The sequence below is a fragment of the Streptococcus sp. KHUD_018 genome (genome assembly GCF_054861215.1).
This window is the reverse complement of sequence record NZ_CM142176.1, coordinates 117,270-137,853: the sequence shown is the minus strand read 5'-3', so window position 1 is coordinate 137,853 and position 20,584 is coordinate 117,270. Positions and strand designations below refer to the sequence as shown.

At 41.0% G+C, this 20,584-nt stretch carries 16 protein-coding genes; 9 read left to right on the top strand and 7 right to left on the bottom strand.

Features of this window, described 5'->3' with window-relative positions:
* Positions 1-56 precede the first annotated feature (56 nt).
* From dapD to pbp1b, 3 genes are all read right to left on the bottom strand, one after another.
* Positions 57-755, bottom strand: a complete 699-nt coding sequence (gene dapD / locus ACVBD2_RS00735; RefSeq protein WP_461685836.1) for a 2,3,4,5-tetrahydropyridine-2,6-dicarboxylate N-acetyltransferase — start codon at positions 753-755, stop codon at positions 57-59.
* A gap of 85 nt (positions 756-840) precedes the next feature.
* A complete protein-coding gene (locus tag ACVBD2_RS00730) occupies positions 841-1,749 on the bottom strand; it encodes a DMT family transporter (RefSeq protein WP_461685835.1) in 909 nt (302 codons plus the stop codon).
* An 80-nt stretch (positions 1,750-1,829) separates the two neighbouring features.
* Positions 1,830-4,292: a penicillin-binding protein PBP1B gene (pbp1b, locus tag ACVBD2_RS00725; RefSeq protein WP_461685834.1), complete on the bottom strand. Its 2,463-nt coding sequence runs from the start codon at positions 4,290-4,292 to the stop codon at positions 1,830-1,832.
* A gap of 140 nt (positions 4,293-4,432) precedes the next feature.
* On the opposite strand from pbp1b, the gene tyrS reads away from it, so the two are divergent.
* Positions 4,433-5,689, top strand: a complete 1,257-nt coding sequence (tyrS, locus tag ACVBD2_RS00720; RefSeq protein WP_461685833.1) for a tyrosine--tRNA ligase — start codon at positions 4,433-4,435, stop codon at positions 5,687-5,689.
* A 77-nt stretch (positions 5,690-5,766) separates the two neighbouring features.
* On the opposite strand, the gene ACVBD2_RS00715 is transcribed toward tyrS, so the two are convergent.
* Together ACVBD2_RS00715 and ACVBD2_RS00710 are read right to left on the bottom strand one after the other, a co-directional pair.
* Complete coding sequence (locus tag ACVBD2_RS00715) at positions 5,767-7,827, bottom strand: heavy metal translocating P-type ATPase (protein ID WP_461685832.1); 2,061 nt, start codon at positions 7,825-7,827, stop codon at positions 5,767-5,769.
* 1 nt (position 7,828) lies between these two features.
* Positions 7,829-8,107 (bottom strand): DUF6110 family protein, encoded by a 279-nt coding sequence (locus ACVBD2_RS00710; protein ID WP_303432515.1) that lies wholly within the window; start codon positions 8,105-8,107, stop codon positions 7,829-7,831.
* 151 nt (positions 8,108-8,258) lie between these two features.
* Between ACVBD2_RS00710 and ACVBD2_RS00705 the strand changes: the two genes are divergently transcribed.
* A complete protein-coding gene (locus ACVBD2_RS00705; RefSeq protein WP_461685831.1) occupies positions 8,259-9,107 on the top strand; it encodes a putative RNA methyltransferase in 849 nt (282 codons plus the stop codon).
* Positions 9,108-9,169: 62 nt separating this feature from the next.
* Here the strand turns inward: ACVBD2_RS00705 and glgP are convergent, their stop codons facing one another.
* Both glgP and malQ read right to left on the bottom strand, forming a co-directional pair.
* Positions 9,170-11,428, bottom strand: coding sequence for a glycogen/starch/alpha-glucan family phosphorylase (gene glgP / locus ACVBD2_RS00700; RefSeq protein WP_461685830.1), 2,259 nt, complete (start codon positions 11,426-11,428; stop codon positions 9,170-9,172).
* Between the two features lie 24 nt (positions 11,429-11,452).
* The gene (malQ, locus tag ACVBD2_RS00695) at positions 11,453-12,970 is read right to left on the bottom strand and encodes a 4-alpha-glucanotransferase (protein WP_461685829.1); all 1,518 of its coding nucleotides are present in this window, start codon (positions 12,968-12,970) and stop codon (positions 11,453-11,455) included.
* A gap of 475 nt (positions 12,971-13,445) precedes the next feature.
* On the opposite strand from malQ, the gene ACVBD2_RS00690 reads away from it, so the two are divergent.
* From ACVBD2_RS00690 to ACVBD2_RS00660, 7 genes are all read left to right on the top strand, one after another.
* Complete coding sequence (locus tag ACVBD2_RS00690; RefSeq protein WP_084973527.1) at positions 13,446-14,717, top strand: extracellular solute-binding protein; 1,272 nt, start codon at positions 13,446-13,448, stop codon at positions 14,715-14,717.
* A gap of 124 nt (positions 14,718-14,841) precedes the next feature.
* Positions 14,842-16,134, top strand: a complete 1,293-nt coding sequence (locus ACVBD2_RS00685; protein WP_235097740.1) for a sugar ABC transporter permease — start codon at positions 14,842-14,844, stop codon at positions 16,132-16,134.
* Position 16,135: 1 nt separating this feature from the next.
* Positions 16,136-16,978 (top strand): sugar ABC transporter permease, encoded by an 843-nt coding sequence (locus tag ACVBD2_RS00680; protein WP_001065641.1) that lies wholly within the window; start codon positions 16,136-16,138, stop codon positions 16,976-16,978.
* A gap of 180 nt (positions 16,979-17,158) precedes the next feature.
* A complete protein-coding gene (locus ACVBD2_RS00675) occupies positions 17,159-17,959 on the top strand; it encodes a DUF1189 domain-containing protein (RefSeq protein ID WP_461685828.1) in 801 nt (266 codons plus the stop codon).
* Positions 17,960-17,968: 9 nt separating this feature from the next.
* Positions 17,969-18,955 carry a LacI family DNA-binding transcriptional regulator gene (locus ACVBD2_RS00670; RefSeq protein WP_461685827.1) on the top strand — a complete coding sequence of 329 codons (987 nt, stop codon included), beginning with the start codon at positions 17,969-17,971 and terminating at the stop codon, positions 18,953-18,955.
* Positions 18,956-19,178: 223 nt separating this feature from the next.
* Positions 19,179-20,222, top strand: a complete 1,044-nt coding sequence (locus tag ACVBD2_RS00665; protein ID WP_235097737.1) for a GNAT family N-acetyltransferase — start codon at positions 19,179-19,181, stop codon at positions 20,220-20,222.
* Positions 20,200-20,583, top strand: a complete 384-nt coding sequence (locus ACVBD2_RS00660) for an ASCH domain-containing protein (protein ID WP_235097735.1) — start codon at positions 20,200-20,202, stop codon at positions 20,581-20,583. The genes ACVBD2_RS00665 and ACVBD2_RS00660 overlap by 23 nt, the downstream gene beginning before the upstream one ends.
* Position 20,584: the final 1 nt, after the last annotated feature.

The window sequence follows — 20,584 nt, the reverse complement described above, 5'->3', positions numbered from 1 at the left end:
CGATATAGCAGAAAGAGGCTGGAAAAAGGGTTCCGCCTCTTTTTTTACTTTTACAATTACAAGGTACGAAGCGCATCCTCTAGCGCTGTTTTTTGTTGGGTTTGGCTGTCGATTTCTTTGATAATACGAGCTGGAACGCCTGCTACCACTACATTTTCTGGTACATCTTGAGTCACGATAGCTCCTGCAGCGACAACCGAACCACTACCGATTTGTACACCTTCAATGACCACTGCATTGGCTCCGATGAGAACATTGTCTCCGACACGAACTGGATCGGCACTGGCCGGCTCAATCACACCTGCCAAAACTGCTCCTGCACCAACGTGGCTGTTCTTCCCAACGATGGCACGCCCACCAAGGATAGCCCCCATATCAATCATGGTGCCTGCACCGATTTCTGCTCCGATATTGATAACAGCTCCCATCATGATAACAGCATTGTCCCCGATTTCCACCTGGTCACGGATAATGGCACCTGGCTCAATACGAGCGTTGATATCACGTTTATCTAGCAAAGGAACTGCAGAATTACGAGCATCTTGCTCAACAACATAGTCTTGATTTTCTACCAAACCATCAAGAAGCGGAGCGACGTCCTTCCAGTCTCCAAATAAAACATTGCCTAGTTTGACAACAGAGCTAGGTAGAGTAGCTGCTAGTTGTCCTTCAAAAGTCACTTTGACACTGGTTTTCTTTTCAGCATTAGCGATAAATTGGATAATTTCTTGAGCATTCATTTTTGTAGCAGTCATAGGCACCTCCTGGTTCATTATAATGATACCTATTCTACCAAAAAAGGCTTCAAATTTGAAGCCTTAAGCACCCGAACAGAACATTTTACCTTTCCTTCGTTTCCTCAATTGATAAGAAAACCATTGGAACGATAATCAAAATCATAGCCAAAGCTAGAAAACCATCCAAAACCATACCTAGAAATAGCACACTTAACAATGCGGAAGATAAAGGTTCGCTGGCACTCACAACTGAGACAACTAACGGTGAGACGAGTAGCACAGCCTTCATCGAAAGGAAAAAGGCAAAAGCAGTTCCAAACACAGCAATAGTAAAACAAATCAAAAGGCTCGTCACATCAAGTTGAAAGGTAATCTGATGAACAGGATAAAGAAAATTGCTAAAAACACCTGCTAGCAACATCCCCCAACCAACGGTTGGCACAAAACCATAGTCACGTGCAAAACGCTGAGGCAGGATAACGTTGAACATGACTCCTACAGCACTGAGTAGCCCTGTCACCAAAGCCAGAGGTGTCATTGATAGCTTGGATAAATCCCCTTTTGTAGCCATCAAAAAAACACCTAGCATGGCAATCAAAACATAGAGAATAGCTGTGATAGAAGCCTTCTTTTGATAAACGATACGATTATAAAACAAGATAAAAACTGGACTGATAAATTGCAAAATCGTTGCTGTCGTCGCATTCGAATATTCAACACAGAGATAGAAGAAAAACTGCACAGAAAAAATACCTAGAATAGCATAGGCTAAAAAAGGCAGATAATTTTTCTTGTCCCGCCAGATATCCAATAATCGAGTGCGTAACTGAAAGGCTGATAAAGCTAAAACCAAACTCCCTGCCACTAGCAAGCGCATGGAAGTGATCCAGCCAGACGACACCTGATAATGGGCAAAAAAATACTCCCCCAGAATGCCACAAATCCCCCAGATTAGGCCTGACAACAGTGAATATAAAGTTCCCTTAAAAATCTTCTTTTGATACTTATTCATATCTTTATTGTAACACGAAATGAAAAAAGAAAAAAGTAGCATGAAAAATATTATTGAATGAATCATGCTACTTTTTTATTCTATCGATTTGATTGATTTGAGCGAGTTGATGAGCTTGTTCCCGAACTACCACTTGAACTTGGGAGAGTTGGGGTAGGAAGAGTGGGTAAACTTCCTAAAATGCTCTTCCAAGCATTTTGATAATCGGCATCGCTCCCTCCGATGGCAAAGCGGTAAGTAGTTACTGGCGCCCCTTCTTTAGTAGCCCAATAGCTCGTTACTGTAGAACCTGAAACGGTGACTTCTTTGCCATTGATTGTGACCTTGCCAGGTTTCTCTCCTGTCGATTTGAGGACTTGAGACTTGGTCACGCTTGGATCTAGACTAAAGCGCTCATTCCCCCAAATGCCAGGTTCGGCTTGCTGGATGGCATTAACCAAGTGGGCCATATAGTTGGCATTGCGGTAGTGACCTGCTCCTTTGGCTAGTGGTCGGTTGTCGTCGTGACCTAACCAGCCCCCTAGAGTCAAGCGTGGCGTAGAAAGCATAAGCCACATATTTTCATCTTCATTGGTCGTACCAGTCTTTCCAATCCAGTCAGCACGAGCCAGACTTGGGTTGATAGAGGCCAAATCAGTCTGAAAGCTTGACGTAACTCGAGATGAAATGACATCACGAAGTAGACTTTGCATGATGGTCGCTGTCGCTTTTGAATAAACTTGGACAGGTTGACTTTTATATTCATAAATCACTTGTCCAGTCGTCGATTCAATCTTGGAAATCATATGTTTCTTATGGTAGACTCCATTATTAGCCAAGGTCTGATACCCATTGGTATGCTGGGCAACTGTAACTTCAATCCCCCCACCCATCGGTAAACTTTCGATACCATATTCTGGGATTTCATAACCCATTTTTTCCATATAGCCTTTGACATCGACCCCCTTCTCTCGAAGCGTACGATAAGTCCAGTAGGCTGGGATATTCCATGAATAGTTGAGAGCTTCTCCCAAGGTCATCATCCCTGTACCAGGACTATTGACATACATGATGGGATTGCCGTTTGAAAAGTTTGTCGGATAGTTTGATAAGATACTTGCACTTCCCATCAAACCCTGGTCAATCGCGATACCATAGGCCAGTATAGGTTTAGTGGTTGAAGCTGGAGAACGTTTGGTGTCAATGGCATGATTGTTCTGATTTTCTTGATAATTACGCCCACCAACAAAGCCAAGAATGGCTCCCGTTTGGTTGTCCATGAGGACATTCCCTACTTCAGGCTGGCCTGTCGAATCATCTAGCAGATAGCCGTAGGTCGCAACCGCATTTTGCATTGCGGTATGAACGTTTTTATTAATAGTCGTCGTAATCTTATACCCACCATTCTCAATTTCCTTGGTTGCTAGGTCATGATAAGCTTTCTGGATGGACTCATTCTTTAACTCTTGAGCAGAGACGTGGTCTCTCTCAACTAGATAATCATACATCCGATCGGTAGCTTCTGCCAAGGTTGCAAAGTAAAGATAGTCGCGTGAGCTTCCGTTGACACTACCTGATGGTAGGAAGTCTTGCTTAAAGTCATAATCCTTGTACTTGTCGTAATCTTCCTGGCTCAGAGCACCTGTCCGGTACATATTGTAGAGGACATCCTTGGCACGCTTGATACCCAAAGCCATATCCTCATCACTCTTCATACTGCCATCAGATTCATAAGGGGAATAACTAATCGGACTCTGTGGTAAGCCTGCGATAAAGGCCGCTTGAGGTATCGTCAAATCTGAAGCATTAACACCGAAAATTCCTTCTGCAGCTTGCTGGGCACCTGCAATATTTTGACCTTTGTGATTGCGACCGAAAGGAGCAATATTCAGATAGGTTGTCAGAATTTCGTCCTTGCTCATGACGCGCTCCAAGGCAAGAGCATCTACGATTTCTGTCGCCTTACGAGCCAAGGTCGGAGCATCCCCTACCACCTGTTGCTTGATGACCTGCTGGGTCAAGGTCGAACCACCACTGGACGACCCTAGACCGACAAAGGTTCCCAAGGTCGCACGAATAACGGCCTTAGGTACAACTCCCTTGTGTTCATTGAAATGCTCATCCTCTGTCGCAATAATGGCTTTCTTAAGATTATCTGATATAGCATCCGAAGCAACTGAAGTGCGCAACAAATCGCCCTCGATCGAGGCAATGGTAGTCCCGTCAGAATAAGTGATTTCTGAGATAGAGGCAATATCCTTCACTTGCTTGACCAACTCTTCTGCTTGAGGAACCTGAGCCTTGTCAAATAGAGCGACTCCATAACCCATAGCCATACCAGCGCCAAACAGTCCACCGATAAAACCTAGGATAAAGAGAGTGTTAAAGACTATTTTAAACCCACTCAAAATCTTAGCCAAAATAGACCCAACCCTTCTGACTTTGTCAGAAGAAGCCACTTTCTTATCAGTCTTTTTACTTGCTTGTTTTTTCTTCCATTTGGCAGTTAGTTGCTGGAAAAAATGCAGCATTTTTGTTTTTAATTCATCAATTCTTTTTTTCATGAATGTCCTCACTTTCTCTATTATACCATAAAAGGGAAACTTTCAATAAAATAGCCACTTTCTTCCCTATTCCACTAGGCTATTGCCCAAGTTTGTGATACAATAGGTAGAAACAATATTTTATAAAGGAGAAAAGACACATGCACATTTTTGATGAGCTAAAAGAGCGTGGTTTGATTTTTCAAACGACTGATGAAGAAGCTTTGCGTAAAGCCCTAGAAGAAGGTCAAGTTTCTTATTATACCGGCTACGACCCAACTGCTGACAGCCTTCACCTCGGTCACCTTGTCGCAATCTTGACTAGTCGTCGTTTGCAACTAGCAGGTCACAAACCTTATGCGCTCGTTGGCGGTGCTACAGGTCTCATTGGAGATCCGTCCTTCAAAGATGCTGAGCGTAGTCTCCAAACAAAAGACACAGTAGAGGGCTGGGTCAAGTCTATCCAAGGACAACTTTCTCGTTTTCTTGACTTTGAAAATGGGGAAAATAAAGCTGTCATGGTCAACAACTACGACTGGTTTGGCAGCATCAGCTTCATTGACTTCCTTCGTGATGTCGGAAAATACTTCACTGTCAACTACATGATGAGTAAAGAGTCTGTAAAAAAACGGATCGAAACAGGAATTTCTTACACAGAGTTTGCCTACCAAATCATGCAAGGTTATGACTTCTATGTCCTTAACCAAGACCACAACGTAACCCTTCAAATCGGTGGTTCTGACCAGTGGGGAAATATGACCGCTGGTACCGAATTGCTTCGTCGTAAGGCTGATAAGACAGGCCACGTTATCACAGTTCCCCTCATCACAGATGCGACTGGTAAGAAATTTGGTAAATCAGAAGGAAACGCAGTCTGGCTCAACCCTGAAAAGACTTCTCCATACGAAATGTACCAATTCTGGATGAACGTGATGGACGCTGACGCTGTTCGCTTCTTGAAGATCTTTACTTTCTTGACACTCGATGAGATTGAAGATATCCGCAAGCAGTTTGAAGCAGCTCCACACGAACGCTTGGCTCAAAAAGTCCTCGCTCGTGAAGTGGTGACTCTTGTTCACGGAGAAGAAGCTTACAAAGAAGCCCTTAACATCACCGAGCAACTCTTTGCAGGAAACATCAAAAACCTTTCTGTCAAAGAACTCAAACAAGGACTTCGTGGAGTGCCAAACTACCAAGTACAAGCTGACGAAAATCACAATATCGTGGAACTCCTTGTATCTTCTAGCGTGGTCAATTCAAAACGCCAAGCTCGTGAAGATGTTCAAAACGGAGCTATCTACGTCAACGGTGACCGTATCCAAGACCTTAACTATGTCTTGAGTGATGCAGATAAGTTGGAAAACGAACTCACTGTTATCCGCCGCGGTAAGAAAAAATACTTTGTATTGACTTACTAAATTGTTAAACATTTACCTATAAAAAAAGGAGTTACCCTCGAGAAAGGTAACTCCTTTTTGCTGTGAATAGTCCCCACCTATCCCTTAATAGACAGGCTACGCAGGACTATGCGTAAGGTTGTTAGATTATGTAGGATAGAGAGGTTTGAAGGACTGAGCCAATTAAACAAGCCAAAGCCAATCAAACTACTATTTACGACAACGGTATCTTGAATATTCTTCTTGATAAGTGTTTGCAAAGATGATGATAGCAAATCCAACTCTTGGAAGAAATCCAAGCGATTATCTAACAATAAGATATCACTCATTTGCTTAGAAATATCTGCACTCTCATTCATCACCACACCGATATCTGATAGGGTTAGAGCAGCTGAGTCATTCAATCCATCCCCAACCATCAAAATAGTGTGACCTGCTCTCTGCAGTTTCTCTACTAACTCAAACTTCCCATCAGGTTTCAAGTCTGTATAGACTTGATTAAAGGGCAAATCTTTTACTAATTCCTCTGTCCTAACCAGGGTATCCCCTGTTGCCAGAATCAATTTTTTCCCTTGTGCCTTAAGTTTCTCCAAGGCTGCTTTTGCTTCTTTTCTCAAAGGAGTATGGATGCAGAACATTCCAATCAATTCATTCTGATATGCTAAGAATAAGAGATTGTAGTGGCTCTTATACTCTTCAATTAAAGCATTTTGTTCCGAACTGATATGAATCTGCTCATCCTGCATCAAGACATAATTCCCAATAACAACTAGTTGGCCATCGATATGGGACTTAATTCCCTTGCTTGCAATATATTGGAGTTTCCCATGCATTTCCTCATGTTCAATTCCCTCTATCTCAGCTTGCTTGACAATGGCATTAGCGATAGGATGATAGATGTGTTCTTCAAGACAGGCACTTATTCTTAAGATTTCTTCCTCACTATAGTCTCCAAAAGGTAACACCTTTTCAACTATAGGATAGCTAGTTGTGATTGTCCCAGTCTTATCAAATAAGAAGGTATCGACTTCCAGATATTTCTCCAGAACATCCCCATCCTTAATCACCATTTCACGATTCAACCCTTCCTTGATAGCTGTTAAATAAGCTACAGGGGTAGAGATTTTCAAAGCACAGGAGAAATCGACCAATAGAAAAGAAATAGCCTTAGAAAAAGAACCTGTTAATAGGTAAGTCAGACCAGCACCCAAGAAATTATATTTGACGACCTTATCCGCCATCTTGATGAAATAGCGTTGTTTAGTTTTCTTGTTTTCTTCAGATTTCTTCATCAACTCAATCAGTTGTAAAATACGGCTGTTCATCTGATTATCGGTTACACGAATACGTAGCTCTCCAGTCTCCAAGACTGTATTTGCACAAACCGAATCAAACTCTCTTTTTTCAACTGGAAAACTCTCTCCCGTCAAGGAACTTTCATTGACCATACCTAAACCTGAAACTACTTGTCCATCAAACAGGATTTCATTTCCTTGAGATAGGACCAAGACATCTCCTATTTGAACATCGGAACTCTTGATGCTAACGACCGTATCGCCCTGTACCAAGAATACATCGCTCTCTTTTGCAAGAAGACTCTGTTCTAAATCTGTTGCAGTTTTTTTCAAGGACCACTGATCTAAATGATTGCCTAAATCAAGCATAAACATGATGTTACTAGCCGTCTTGGATTGGTTCATAAACATGGACAATAAAATAGCCGAACAGTCCAAGACTTCCATCGTTAACTCCTTACGCGCTAGAGTTTGATAAGCTTCTCTGACATACCCCAAAGCCTGGTAACAGGTCCAGATATATCGAATAGGATAAGGTACAAAACTGCGAAAAAGCCAGCGCTTAATCGCTGCGCCTGAAACGATAGAATAAGCAGTCTCTTCTCTACGAATGGGAAGAGTCATCAACTCAGAAACTTTCCCTTTATCAATTCTTTTTAAAAAGGCTTCTGCATTATCTAATACAGAAAAGCCTTCTTTGATGCGTAGAGTAAAGTGCTGTTGATCCATGTAAAACTGGATAGACTCAATCCCCTTTTCATCTCTCGCCAAGGAACGAAGATAGTCTTGAATGTCCAAGGTGAGTGAAAAAGAAGATGATAGTCGGATATGTTGGTATCCTCTATGTAGCACTTTAAAAGACATATTATTCTCCTATAAGGCTATCTAATTGCTCTTCTTTTTTCTCTTGCTCGTACAAATATTTGGCATCTTGCAAGACATCGTCTCCATGTTGTTTCACAACAGAAACAGATGCATCTAGCCCGTCTTTCAATTTGTAAGCCTTAGCCAAAGCTTTAGAATAGCCTTTTTTAGCTTCTTTACTTGCCAAGATTTTCAAACCAAGAGTGCCAAATGCTACACCACCCAAAAAGAGTGATGATTTTTTCGCAGCTTTTGCGATGGTTAATACTTCTTTTAACATAGTCGTTTCCTCCTTATCATTATTATATAGCAATTTAGATATAAAAGCAATTCCATTCTATGGATTAAAGAATTGGATTTATTTCTATTGAATCTCATATCTACATACTCCTATACTTGCTTTCGCTTGCCTCTTTTGCTAGACTTAAGTTATGAATACAAACCTCAAACCCAAACTCCAGCGCTTTGCATCTGCTAATGCTTTTGCCTGTCCCATCTGCCAAGAAAATCTGACCTTGGTCGAAACTAGTCTCAAGTGTAGCAACCGCCACTCTTTCGATTTAGCAAAATTCGGCTATGTCAATCTAGCACCTCAAATCAAACAATCTGCCAACTACGACAAAGAAAACTTTCAAAATCGCCAGCAAATCCTAGAAGCTGGGTTTTATCAGAATATCTTAAAAGGCATCTCGGACATACTAGCGACTAAACCATCCGCAAAAACAGTCTTGGATATCGGTTGTGGCGAAGGCTTCTACTCTCGTAAGCTCCAAGAAAGTCATCCTGACAAAGCCTTTTACGCCTTTGATATTTCTAAAGTTTCCGTCCAAATCGCTGCCAAGAGCGAACCCAACTGGGCGGTCAACTGGTTTGTTGGTGACCTAGCTCGACTTCCTATAAAAGATGCCAGTATGGATATCCTGCTTGATATCTTTTCCCCTGCCAATTATGGAGAATTTCGCCGCGTTTTATCCAAAGACGGTATCTTAATCAAGGTCATCCCAACTGAAAATCACCTCAAAGAAATCCGTCAAAGGGTACAAGACCAGCTGACAAACAAGGACTATTCCAACCAAGATATCAAGGAACATTTCCAGGAATACTTCAGCATCCAATCTAGCCAAACAGCCTCCCTGACCAAACCCATCACAGCAGAGCAACGCCAAGCCCTGCTCAGCATGACGCCTCTTCTCTTTCATGTTGACCAGACCAAGATTGACTGGACTCAGTTGACTGAGATTACCATTGAAGCAGAGATTCTGGTTGGGAAAGTATTGTAATTAAAACTTTCAGATAAAACAAAACCCGCACCTTCAAGGTACGGGTTTAAATTATGTAATTCTTAGTTCAAGTGCCAAATATCTTCGTTATACTGAGCAATTGTACGGTCAGATGAGAAGAATCCTGCTTTGGCAATGTTGACAATGACTTTATCCAACCATGCGTCACGGTTTTCGTAGTCAGCAAGCATTTGCTCTTTCACCTTGATATAGTCTTCCAAGTCAAGGAGAGTCATGAACCAGTCTTTTTTGATCAATTCGTTGTAAAGACGTTCCAAGCGTTCTTTCTTACCTACTGCAAGAACGGCGTCACTCACGATGAAGTCAACCAATGGTTTGATAGCTTTACGAGCGTAGAATTCGCTTGATTTGTAAGCTGCTTTTGCGTAAAGGTCGATAACAGTTTCTGAATCTTCACCGAAGATGTAGATGTTTTCGTCTCCAACCAATTCAGCGATTTCCACGTTAGCTCCGTCCATAGTACCAAGAGTCAAAGCTCCGTTCAACATGAATTTCATGTTACCAGTACCTGAAGCTTCTTTAGAAGCAAGTGAGATTTGTTCTGAGATGTCACATGCTGGGATGAGGAAGCTTGCTGCAGTAACGTTATAGTTTTCAACCATTACGACTTGCAAGTGTGGAGCTACTGCTGGGTCGTTTGCAATCACTTCTGACAAGCAAAGGATCAAGTGAATGATGTCTTGGGCGATTGTGTAGGCAGGAGCTGCTTTACCACCAAAGAAGACTGTGATTGGACGAGCAGGGATGTTACCAGCCTTGATATCAAGGTATTTGTGGATGACATACAAAGCGTTCATTTGTTGGCGTTTGTACTCGTGAAGACGTTTGATTTGGATATCAAAGATAGAGTTTGTATTGATTTCCACACCTTGGTGTTCTTTCAAGTGACGAGCCAATTTACGTTTGTTGTGAGCCTTGATGCTTTCCAATTTTTCTTTGACAGCAGCCTTGTCTTCGTATGACAAGAGTTTTTCAAGCTCATCTGCTTCATGGTGCCAACCACGGCCAATAATCTCATCCAAGTAGTGAGACAAGCTTGGGTTAGCATGCATGAGCCAACGACGGAATGTGATACCGTTTGTTTTGTTATTGAATTTTTCTGGGTAGATGTCGTAGAAGGCTTTCAACTCAGAGTTCTTCAAGATCTCAGTGTGAAGAGCCGCAACCCCGTTTACGCTGTATCCGTAGTGGATATCCATGTGAGCCATGTGAACACGTCCGCTCTCGTCGATGATTTGAACAGCTGGATCTTTGTATTCTGCCTTCACACGGCGGTCCAATTCTTCGATGATTGGTACCAAGTGAGGAACCACTTCTTCCAAGAATTCAAGAGGCCATTTTTCAAGGGCTTCAGCAAGGATTGTGTGGTTAGTGTAGGCAGTCATGCTACGAACGATAGAGATTGCTTCATCAAGTTCGATACCACGCGCAGTCAAGAGACGGATCAATTCAGGGATCACCATTGATGGGTGAGTATCGTTGATTTGTACAACTGCATAGTCTGCAAGGTCATGCAAGTTGCTTCCTTTCTCGATTGCTTCGTCGATGATTAATTGTGCACCGTTTGAAACCATGAAGTATTGTTGGAAGATACGGAGCAATTCACCTTGCTTGTCGCTATCGTCTGGGTAAAGGAAGAGAGTCAAGTTGCGAGCGATATCTGTCTTGTCAAAGTTGATACCATCTTCGATGATAGAAGAATCAACTGAATCCAAGTCAAACAAACGCAAGCGGTTTTTAGTAGCTGTCTTGTAACCAGGTACATCGATATCGTAAAGAGTAGATGTCAATGTGAAGTGTGCAAATGGCACTTGGTAGCTACGGCTTGAGCGTACCAACCAGTTTTGCTCTGTCAACCAAGCGTTAGGAATTGTTTCTTGTTGGTTGTTTTTAAGAACTTGTTGGAAAAGACCAAAGTGGTAGTTCAATCCAACACCATCACCATTCAAACCAAGTGTAGCGATTGAGTCGATAAAGCAGGCTGCCAAACGTCCCAAACCACCGTTACCAAGCGATGGTTCCAATTCTACTTCTTCGATTTCGATCAACTCTTTACCTGCAGCAGCAAGTTCTTTTTTCACATCGTCGTAAAGACCAAGGTTAATCAAGTTGTTTGACAAGAGTTTACCGATCAAGAACTCAGCTGAGATGTAGTAAACTTTTTTCTTACCAGTGTTGACTGGCTTTTGGCTACTAGCAAGCTTGCTGTAGTTGAGAAGAGCAAGGTAAAGCTCTTCATTGCTACATTCTGCAATAGTTTTATTGTAACGTTTTTGTACAAATTCGTTTAATGGTAACATGTTTATGTGTCTCCTGATATTGTCTTATTTCTTTAATTCTACCAAATTTTCATTAATTCGGCGATAAATTGTAGTCAAGTCAAGCAAAGTTTCTTCAACAGCTGGTGTCAATTGATCTGCTGTCATACGCCATGACCAGTTTCCGCCAAGAGTAGATGGGAAGTTCATACGAGCTGACTCATCTAGTTCTAGCAAGTCTTGCATGGTTGCAATAGCCATGAAGCTAACGGATGAAAATACTGTGCGAAGCATTGCGTGTGGCACTGTTTCGTACTCTTTACGGTTCGTGTAACGAGCCATGTATTCACGAGTTGGATCGTCAATCTCATTACGGTACCAACCAAGGACTGTATTGTTATCGTGTGTTCCTGTGTACATAACAGAGTTGGCAGGTGCCAAGTGCGGGCTATCGATACTTTCGTCTTCTGGGTTGAAGGCGAATTGAAGAATCTTCATTCCTGGGAAGCCAGTGCGTTCACGCAATTCGATGACTTCATCTGTCATGAAACCAAGGTCTTCTGCGATGATGTTTAAGTCACCAAGTTCTTTCTTAACGGCTGCAAAGAGTTTGTAGCCAGGACCTTTCACCCATTTACCAGGTGCCGCTGTATCGGAACCAGCAGGAATTTCCCAGTAAGATTCGAAACCACGGAAATGGTCGATACGAACGATATCGTAGATCTTGAAGCTTTCGCGCAAGCGTTCAATCCACCATTTGTAACCATCTTTGTCCATTGCTTCCCAGTCATAGATTGGGTTCCCCCAAAGCTGACCAGTGGCAGAAAACTCATCTGGTGGGCATCCTGCGATGCAAGTTGCTTTACCATTGGCATCTGTCTTGAAGAGGTGTGGATTTGCCCACATGTCGCTTGAATCTTCAGCGACGTAGATAGGCATGTCACCAACGATTTCGATGTGGTTGTCGTTAGCGTAGGCTTTCAATTTCAACCATTGTTGGAAGAAGAAGTATTGAGTCACACGGTGGTAAACCAACTTGTCTGCCAATTTCTCACGGTAGCTTTCAAGTGCTGAAGTTTTACGCGCACGAGCATCTGCGTCTGGCCATTCTGTCCAAGCAAGATTGTCAAAATGCTCTTTAATCGCCATATACTCTGCGAAGAGTTCGAGCCATGATTGGTTGTCTTGAGCAAACTTCTCAAAATCTTTGACATCACCCACTTCCAAGAAGCGTTTGACAGCTTTTTCTAAAAGCGGACGACGTGCATAATAAATCTTCGCATAATCGACTTCAGATGCATCGCTACCAAAGTCAACACCTTTAAGATCACTGGCTTCGAGCAAGCCTTGCTCTACCAAGATATCAAGGTCGATAAAATGCGTATTTCCAGCAAAGGCTGAGAATGATTGGTATGGAGAATCCCCATAGCTTGTTGTCCCAAGAGGGAGGATTTGCCAGTAACGTTGCTTCGTACGAACCAAGAAGTCAACGAAATCATAGGCAGTCTGACCAAATGATCCAATTCCGTATGCTCCTGGTAGAGAAGAGATGTGCATCAACACACCACTTTGACGTTTTTTCATAATAGCACCTCATGTGTTTGTTATAAAACGTTGCGCAATCAAGGCGCAAACGTTTGCGTTAAGTTAAGTATAGCGTATTTCAAACACAAATGCAAGCGTTTTTAAAAAATTTTTTTGAATTATTTTAATCAAACAAAACTTGTTCCCACTGATATTTTATGAAATGAGCCAAAAAAATTTTAAAGATTTTCTGATTTAAGATAATTCATTCCAAACTTCTGCTCTATTTTCTGAAAAATCTAGCCAAATTTACGCAATCGTTTCCCTTAGACATTTTCAAAGCGAGAAAAACTAAAAGTTGAAGTTTTTTCCTATATAAAGGCATTGATAAAAATTTGAAACCTTAAAATTTTTTTAAAATTTTTTCTAAAAACGCTTGCAACCGTTTTCTGATTGTGCTATACTAGTCCCATAAAAGAAAACGTTTGCGTTTTCTCATTAAATTATTTTTGTTATTCTTTAGGAGGAATACACTATGTCATCTAAATTCATGAAGAGCGCTGCTGTGCTCGGAACTGCTACTCTTGCTAGCTTACTTTTGGTAGCTTGCGGAAGCAAAACTGCTGATAAAGCAGCTGATACTAGCTCATCTGAAGCAAAAGAAATCACTCTTTACGTTGAAGACCAATACAAAGCTTATGCTGAAAAAGTTGCTGCAGCTTATGAAAAAGAATCAGGTACAAAAGTTAACATCAAATCTGGTGACCAAATGGGTGGTCTTGACAAACTTTCTCTTGACAACCAATCAGGTCAAGCTGCTGACGTTATGATGGCACCATACGACCGCGTAGGTAGCCTTGGTACTGACGGACAACTTTCAGAAGTGAAATTGAGCGACGGCGCTAAAACAGATGATAAAACTAAATCTCTTGTAACAGCTGCTGACGGTAAAGTCTATGGTGCTCCAGCTGTTATCGAATCACTCGTTTTGTACTATAACAAAGACTTGCTGAAAGAAGCTCCTAAAACATTTGCTGATTTGGAAAACCTTGCTAAAGACAGCAAATACGCCTTCGCTGGTGAAGATGGCAAAACTACTGCCTTCCTAGCTGACTGGACAAACTTCTACTACGCATACGGACTCCTTGCTGGTAACGGTGGTTACGTATTCGGACAAAACGGTAAAGATCCTAAAGATATCGGACTTGCAAACGAAGGTTCAATTACAGCTATCAACTATGCTAAATCTTGGTACGAAAAATGGCCTAAAGGTATGCAAGATACTGAAGGAGCTCCAAACTTAATCCAAACTCAATTCCAAGAAGGTAAAACTGCTGCTATCATTGACGGCCCTTGGAAAGCTCAAGCATTCAAAGATGCTAAAGTGAACTACGGTGTTGCGACTATCCCAACTCTTCCAAACGGAAAAGACTACTCAGCATTCGGTGGTGGTAAAGCTTGGATCATCCCATCAAGCACTAAGAATCTTGAAGCTGCACAAAAATTTGTAGACTTCCTTGTATCAACTGAACAACAAAAAGCGTTCTACGACACTACAAACGAAATCCCAGCTAATACTGAAGCTCGTACTTATGCTGAAGGCAAAAAAGATGAGTTGACAACAGCCGTGATTGAACAGTTCAAGAACGCTCAACCAATGCCAAACATCTCACAAATGTCAGCTGTTTGGGACCCAGCTAAAACAATGCTCTTTGAAGCTGTAAGTGGTAAGAAAGATGCGAAAACAGCTGCTAACGATGCTGTAACATTGATCAAGGAAACAATCAAACAAAAATTTGGTGAATAATTGATTTGTTCAAGGGGGGTGGAAGCAAAATCCCCCTTTGAATGTATAGATACGCCTATTATCATACGCACGTATCTTACGATCGAATCCGAGTTTTATCTCGCATCCTATGAAAGGAGTAATCATGGAAAAACAACAGCCTCGCAAAGCAGCCTTGCTGTCAATCATTCCTGGTTTAGGACAAATTTATAACAAACAAAAAGCTAAAGGATTTATTTTTCTTGGTGTTACCGTTTTATTTGTTCTGTATTTTCTAACACTTGCAAGCCCTGAATTGAGCAATTTGATCACACTTGGTGACAAACCTGGTCGTGATAATTCACTTTTCATGCTGATTCGTGGTGCCTTCCATTTAATCTTTGTAGTCGTTTACCTGCTCTTTTATATCTTTAATATCAAGGACGCACATACGACTGCTAAACGTATCAACAACGGTATTCCTGTAGCTCGTACCTTCAAGGATATGATTAAAGGCATTTATGAGAATGGATTCCCATACCTTTTGATTATCCCATCGTATGTAGCGATGACATTTGCAATTATCTTCCCAGTTATCGTAACCTTGATGATTGCCTTTACCAACTATGACTTCCAACACTTGCCACCAAACAAATTGTTGGACTGGGTTGGTTTGACTAACTTCACAAACATCTGGAGCTTAAGTACCTTCCGTTCAGCCTTTGGTTCCGTTCTTTCTTGGACCATCATCTGGGCTTTGTCTGCTTCTACTTTGCAGATTGTGATTGGTATCTTCACAGCGATCATTGCTAACCAACCATTTATCAAAGGAAAACGTATCTTTGGTGTTATTTTCCTTCTTCCTTGGGCTGTTCCAGCCTTCATCACTATCCTGACATTCTCAAATATGTTTAATGATAGTGTTGGTGCCATCAATACGCAAGTCTTGCCTCTTTTGTCTAAGGTCCTTCCTTTCCTAGATGGAGCTCTTATCCCTTGGAAAACAAATCCAACTTGGACTAAGATTGCCTTGATTATGATGCAGGGTTGGCTGGGATTCCCATACATCTACGTTTTGACCTTGGGTATCTTGCAGTCTATTCCTAACGACCTCTACGAAGCGGCTTACATCGATGGTGCCAATGCTTGGCAAAAATTCCGCAACATCACTTTCCCTATGATCTTGGCTGTTGCAGCTCCAACATTGATCAGCCAATACACCTTCAACTTTAACAACTTCTCTATCATGTACCTCTTCAACGGCGGAGGTCCTGGTAGCGTTGGTGGCGGAGCCGGTTCAACTGATATCTTGATCTCATGGATTTACCGTTTGACAACAGGTACATCTCCTCAATACTCTATGGCGGCAGCTGTTACCTTGATTATCTCAATCATTGTCATCTCTATCTCTATGATCGCATTCAAGAAACTACACGCATTTGATATGGAGGACGTCTAAGATGAATAACTCAATCAAACTCAAACGTAGACTGACTCAAACCCTCACTTACCTCTACTTGATTGGCCTATCAATTGTCATTATCTATCCACTTTTGATTACCATCATGTCAGCCTTTAAAGCAGGTAACGTCGCAGCCTTTAAACTAGATACTAACATCGACTTCAATTTTGATAACTTTAAAGGACTCTTTACTGAAACCTTATACGGTACTTGGTATCTCAATACCTTGATTATCGCCTTGATTACCATGGTTGTTCAAACAAGTATCATCGTACTTGCTGGTTATGCTTACAGCCGTTACAACTTCTTGGCTCGTAAACAAAGTTTGGTCTTCTTCTTGATCATCCAAATGGTGCCAACCATGGCCGCCTTGACTGCCTTCTTCGTTATGGCACTTATGTTGAACGCCCTTAACCACAGCTGGTTCCTCATCTTCCTCTACGTCGGTGGAGGTATCCCTATGAACGCTTGGCTCATGAAAGGTTACTTTGATACCGTGCCAATGTCTCTTGATGAATCTGCGAAACTAGATGGTGCAGGACACTTCCGTCGCTTCTGGCAAATCGTTCTCCCACTTGTTCGCCCAATGGTGGCTGTACAAGCTCTCTGGGCCTTCATGGGACCTTTCGGAGACTACATCCTCTCTAGTTTCTTGCTTCGTGAGAAAGAATACTTTACTGTTGCCGTTGGTCTCCAAACCTTCGTTAGCAATGTGAAAAACATGAAGATCGCCTACTTCTCAGCAGGTGCTATCCTCATCGCCCTTCCAATCTGTATTCTCTTCTTCTTCCTACAAAAGAACTTTGTTTCAGGACTTACAAGTGGTGGCGACAAGGGGTAATATACCCCCGCCACCCTTTTTCATTTTGGATCTTGTTTCTAAAGTTGAAAGATTAGACACAAGACCTCAAATAGTAGCAGAATCAGCTTTTCAACAAGCAATTTCTCTACTAGACTTGAAATAAAGCACATTTCTCTATATAATAATACTCATATAGAAAACACTTTTAGAAAGATGCCTATGCTTCCATATCCATTCTCGTATTTCTCTAGTATCTGGGGATTTCGTAAGCCCCTATCAAAACGTTTCGGCCTCAACTGGTTTCAGCTTCTCTTTACGAGCATTTTCCTCATCAGCTTGTCTATGGTTCCGATTGCCATTCAAAATAGCTCTCAGGAGACGTATCCACTGGATACCTTTATCGATAATGTCTACACTCCACTGACAGATGAAGCCATCATGGACTTGTCAGAGAATGTACAAATCGTAGATGGAAAGCTGAACTACTCAGGCACTAAGAATCAGCAGCCTTCTCTTTTGATTGGTCCAAGCCAAAGCAAAGAATTGCCAAAGGACCTACAACTGCATTTTGATACGGAAGAACTCGTCATCAGTAAGGAAAGTAAGGAATTGACTCGCATTCGCTACCACGCGATTCAAACGGAGAGTTTCCAGAGTAAGGAAAGTTTGACCCAGGCTATTTCTAAAGACTGGTACCAGCAGAACCGTGTCTATATCAGTCTCTTTCTCGTCCTTGGTGCTAGCTTCCTCTTTGGATTGAATTTCTTCATTGTCTCTCTTGGAGCTAGTCTTCTCCTTTATATCACCAAAAAATCACGCCTCTTTTCATTTAGGAGCTTTAAAGAGTGCTACCATTTTATCTTGAACTGTTTAGGATTACCAACTTTGATTACACTTATTTTGGGACTTTTTGGCCAAAATATGACAACCCTTATCACTGTACAAAACATTCTTTTTGTTCTTTATCTGGTCGCTATCTTTTATAAAACACATTACCGCGATCCAGATTATCATAAATAGGAGATTTTTATGCCCGTTACGATTAAAGATGTGGCCAAGGCTGCAGGTGTCTCACCTTCAACCGTAACCCGCGTTATTCAAAACAAATCAACGATTAGTGATGAAACCAAAAAACGAGTTCGCAAGGCTATGAAGGAACTCAACTACCATCCCAATCTCAATGCTCGTAGCCTAGTTAGCAGCTATACTCAAGTTATCGGTTTGGTATTGCCTGACGACTCGGATGCCTTCTACCAAAATCCTTTCTTCCCATCTGTCCTACGAGGGATCGCCCAAGTCGCATCTGAGAACCACTATGCTATTCAGATTGCAACAGGGAAAGATGAGAAAGAACGTCTCAATGCCATCTCGCAAATGGTCTATGGGAAACGTGTTGACGGTTTGATTTTCCTCTACGCTCAGGAAGAAGATCCACTAGTGAAGCTCGTAGCGGAAGAACAGTTTCCTTTCCTCATCCTCGGAAAATCCCTCTCACCCTTTATCCCACTTGTCGACAATGACAATGTCCAAGCTGGCTTTGATGCAACTGAGTATTTCATCAAAAAGGGCTGCAGCAGAATTGCCTTTATCGGAGGAACCAAGAAACTTTTCGTTACGCAAGACCGTCTAAAAGGTTACGAATTAGCGCTTAAACAACACCAACTTCCGATTGATGACAATCTGACCTACTTTGCGACCGAATTTCTAGAAGAAAAAGGTTATCAATTCAGCAAACTCCTATTTAATCACGATCCGCAAATTGACGCTATCATCACAACCGACAGCCTCCTTGCGGAAGGGGTTTGCGACTACATCAGTAAGCATCAGTTAACTGTTCCTGTCTTGAGTTTTGACTCTGTCAATCCTCGACTCGACCTAGTAGCTTATGTCGATATCAATAGTCTTGAACTTGGGCGAACATCATTTGAAACGATTTTACAGATTATCAATGACGCGAAAAATAATAGACAGATTTGTTACCGTCAGTTGATTGGGCACAAAATTATCGAAAAATAAAGACCAGCTCCGAATAATTCAAATATCGCCCTATAAGTTAGGTGAAGAAAATATAACTTATAGGGCGATATTTGAATATTGAAAGACATATACAAAATTATACTACTAAAAATCATTCCCAAGCTGATAATTGATATAAATACTCTAATTATGAACATTATTTTTTAACGGGCATTGTGAAGTTATGGTATAATTAGTTATATAAATTTTTGAGAGGCAAATTATGACAAACGATGTGATTCAAAAGGTTAGAATTGATAGTCTCGATGTTGAGAATCCTTTTTTTAATTCTTTAAGAGCTGACTATCCCGGATTCAATTCATGGCTTAGTAGAAAAGGCGGAGAAGACGCCTATGTTTTGGTGGATAACAATCAATTACTGGGCTTTTTGTATCTTAAAGATGAAAAGGAGGCTGATGACAGTATTACTCCTTCTTTTGATATGCGACGCCGTTTGAAAATTGGAACCTTTAAAATTGATTCTCATGGCACTGTTCTTGGACAGCGTTTCTTAAGCATTATCTTAAGAAAAATGTTGAATGATGGTCATGATTTTACTTATGTTACTTTGTTTCCTAGACAGACAGGTTTAATTAATCTTTTTGAGAAATTTGGTTTTCGTCAATGGGGAACAAAGAATAATGGAGAGTTAGTTTATTTTAAAGATTTAGCAGTCCTTAATGATATCTATAAAGATTTTCCTCGTTTGTCACTTCAATGTCCTACTAAAAAATATTTGCTTTCTATATTTCCTCAGTATCATACAAAGATGTTCCCAGAGTCTCAATTACGTACTGAGAGACATCACTATGTTGAAGACTTATCCGTAACAAATTCTAGTGAAAAGATTTATATTAGTGCTGCTAGACAGGTTCTTGAAATGCGACCTGGGGACCATATTGTTATATATAGAACAGCAGAAGGGGACATACCTGCAGAATTTAGCTCCGTTGCTTCAACAATATGTACTGTTAGCGAGATTAGGCAGATAACAGATTTTGAAAATTTTGATAAATTCCAAGAATATTGTGGTAAAGGGACAATTTTTAGTCAAGAAGAACTGCAAAAGTTTTGGTATAATCAATATCCTAAATATATTATAAAAATGCTTTATAATATCTCTTTGAACAAAAGAATTATTCGGAGAGACTTAAGAGATATCGTTGGGATTAATGCTCAACGATGGACTTGTGTAGAGTTATCGGATAATCAATTTAGAGATATTTTAGAAATGGGTGAGATAAATGAAAGCTTTATTATCAATTAAACCAGAGTTCGTAGAAGAAATTATAGAGGGGAGGAAAAAATTTGAATATCGAAAGAAAGTTTTTAAGCGTTCGGACATTTCCTCTATTGTTGTTTACGCAACGAAGCCATATGGTAAAGTAGTTGGAGAATTCGAAATTGAAACTATTTTAGAAGAAAATATTGATAAATTATGGAGTGATACTAAGCACCTATCTGGTATTTCAGAAGAATTTTTCTATGAGTATTTTAAAGATAGAGATAGTGGTTTTGCTATTCAGATTAAAAAATTTAAAGAATATAATAAACATCTCGAACTATCAGAATTTGATTCTACAATAAAAGCGGCACCTCAATCTTTTTGTTATATAAGGAGGTACTAGT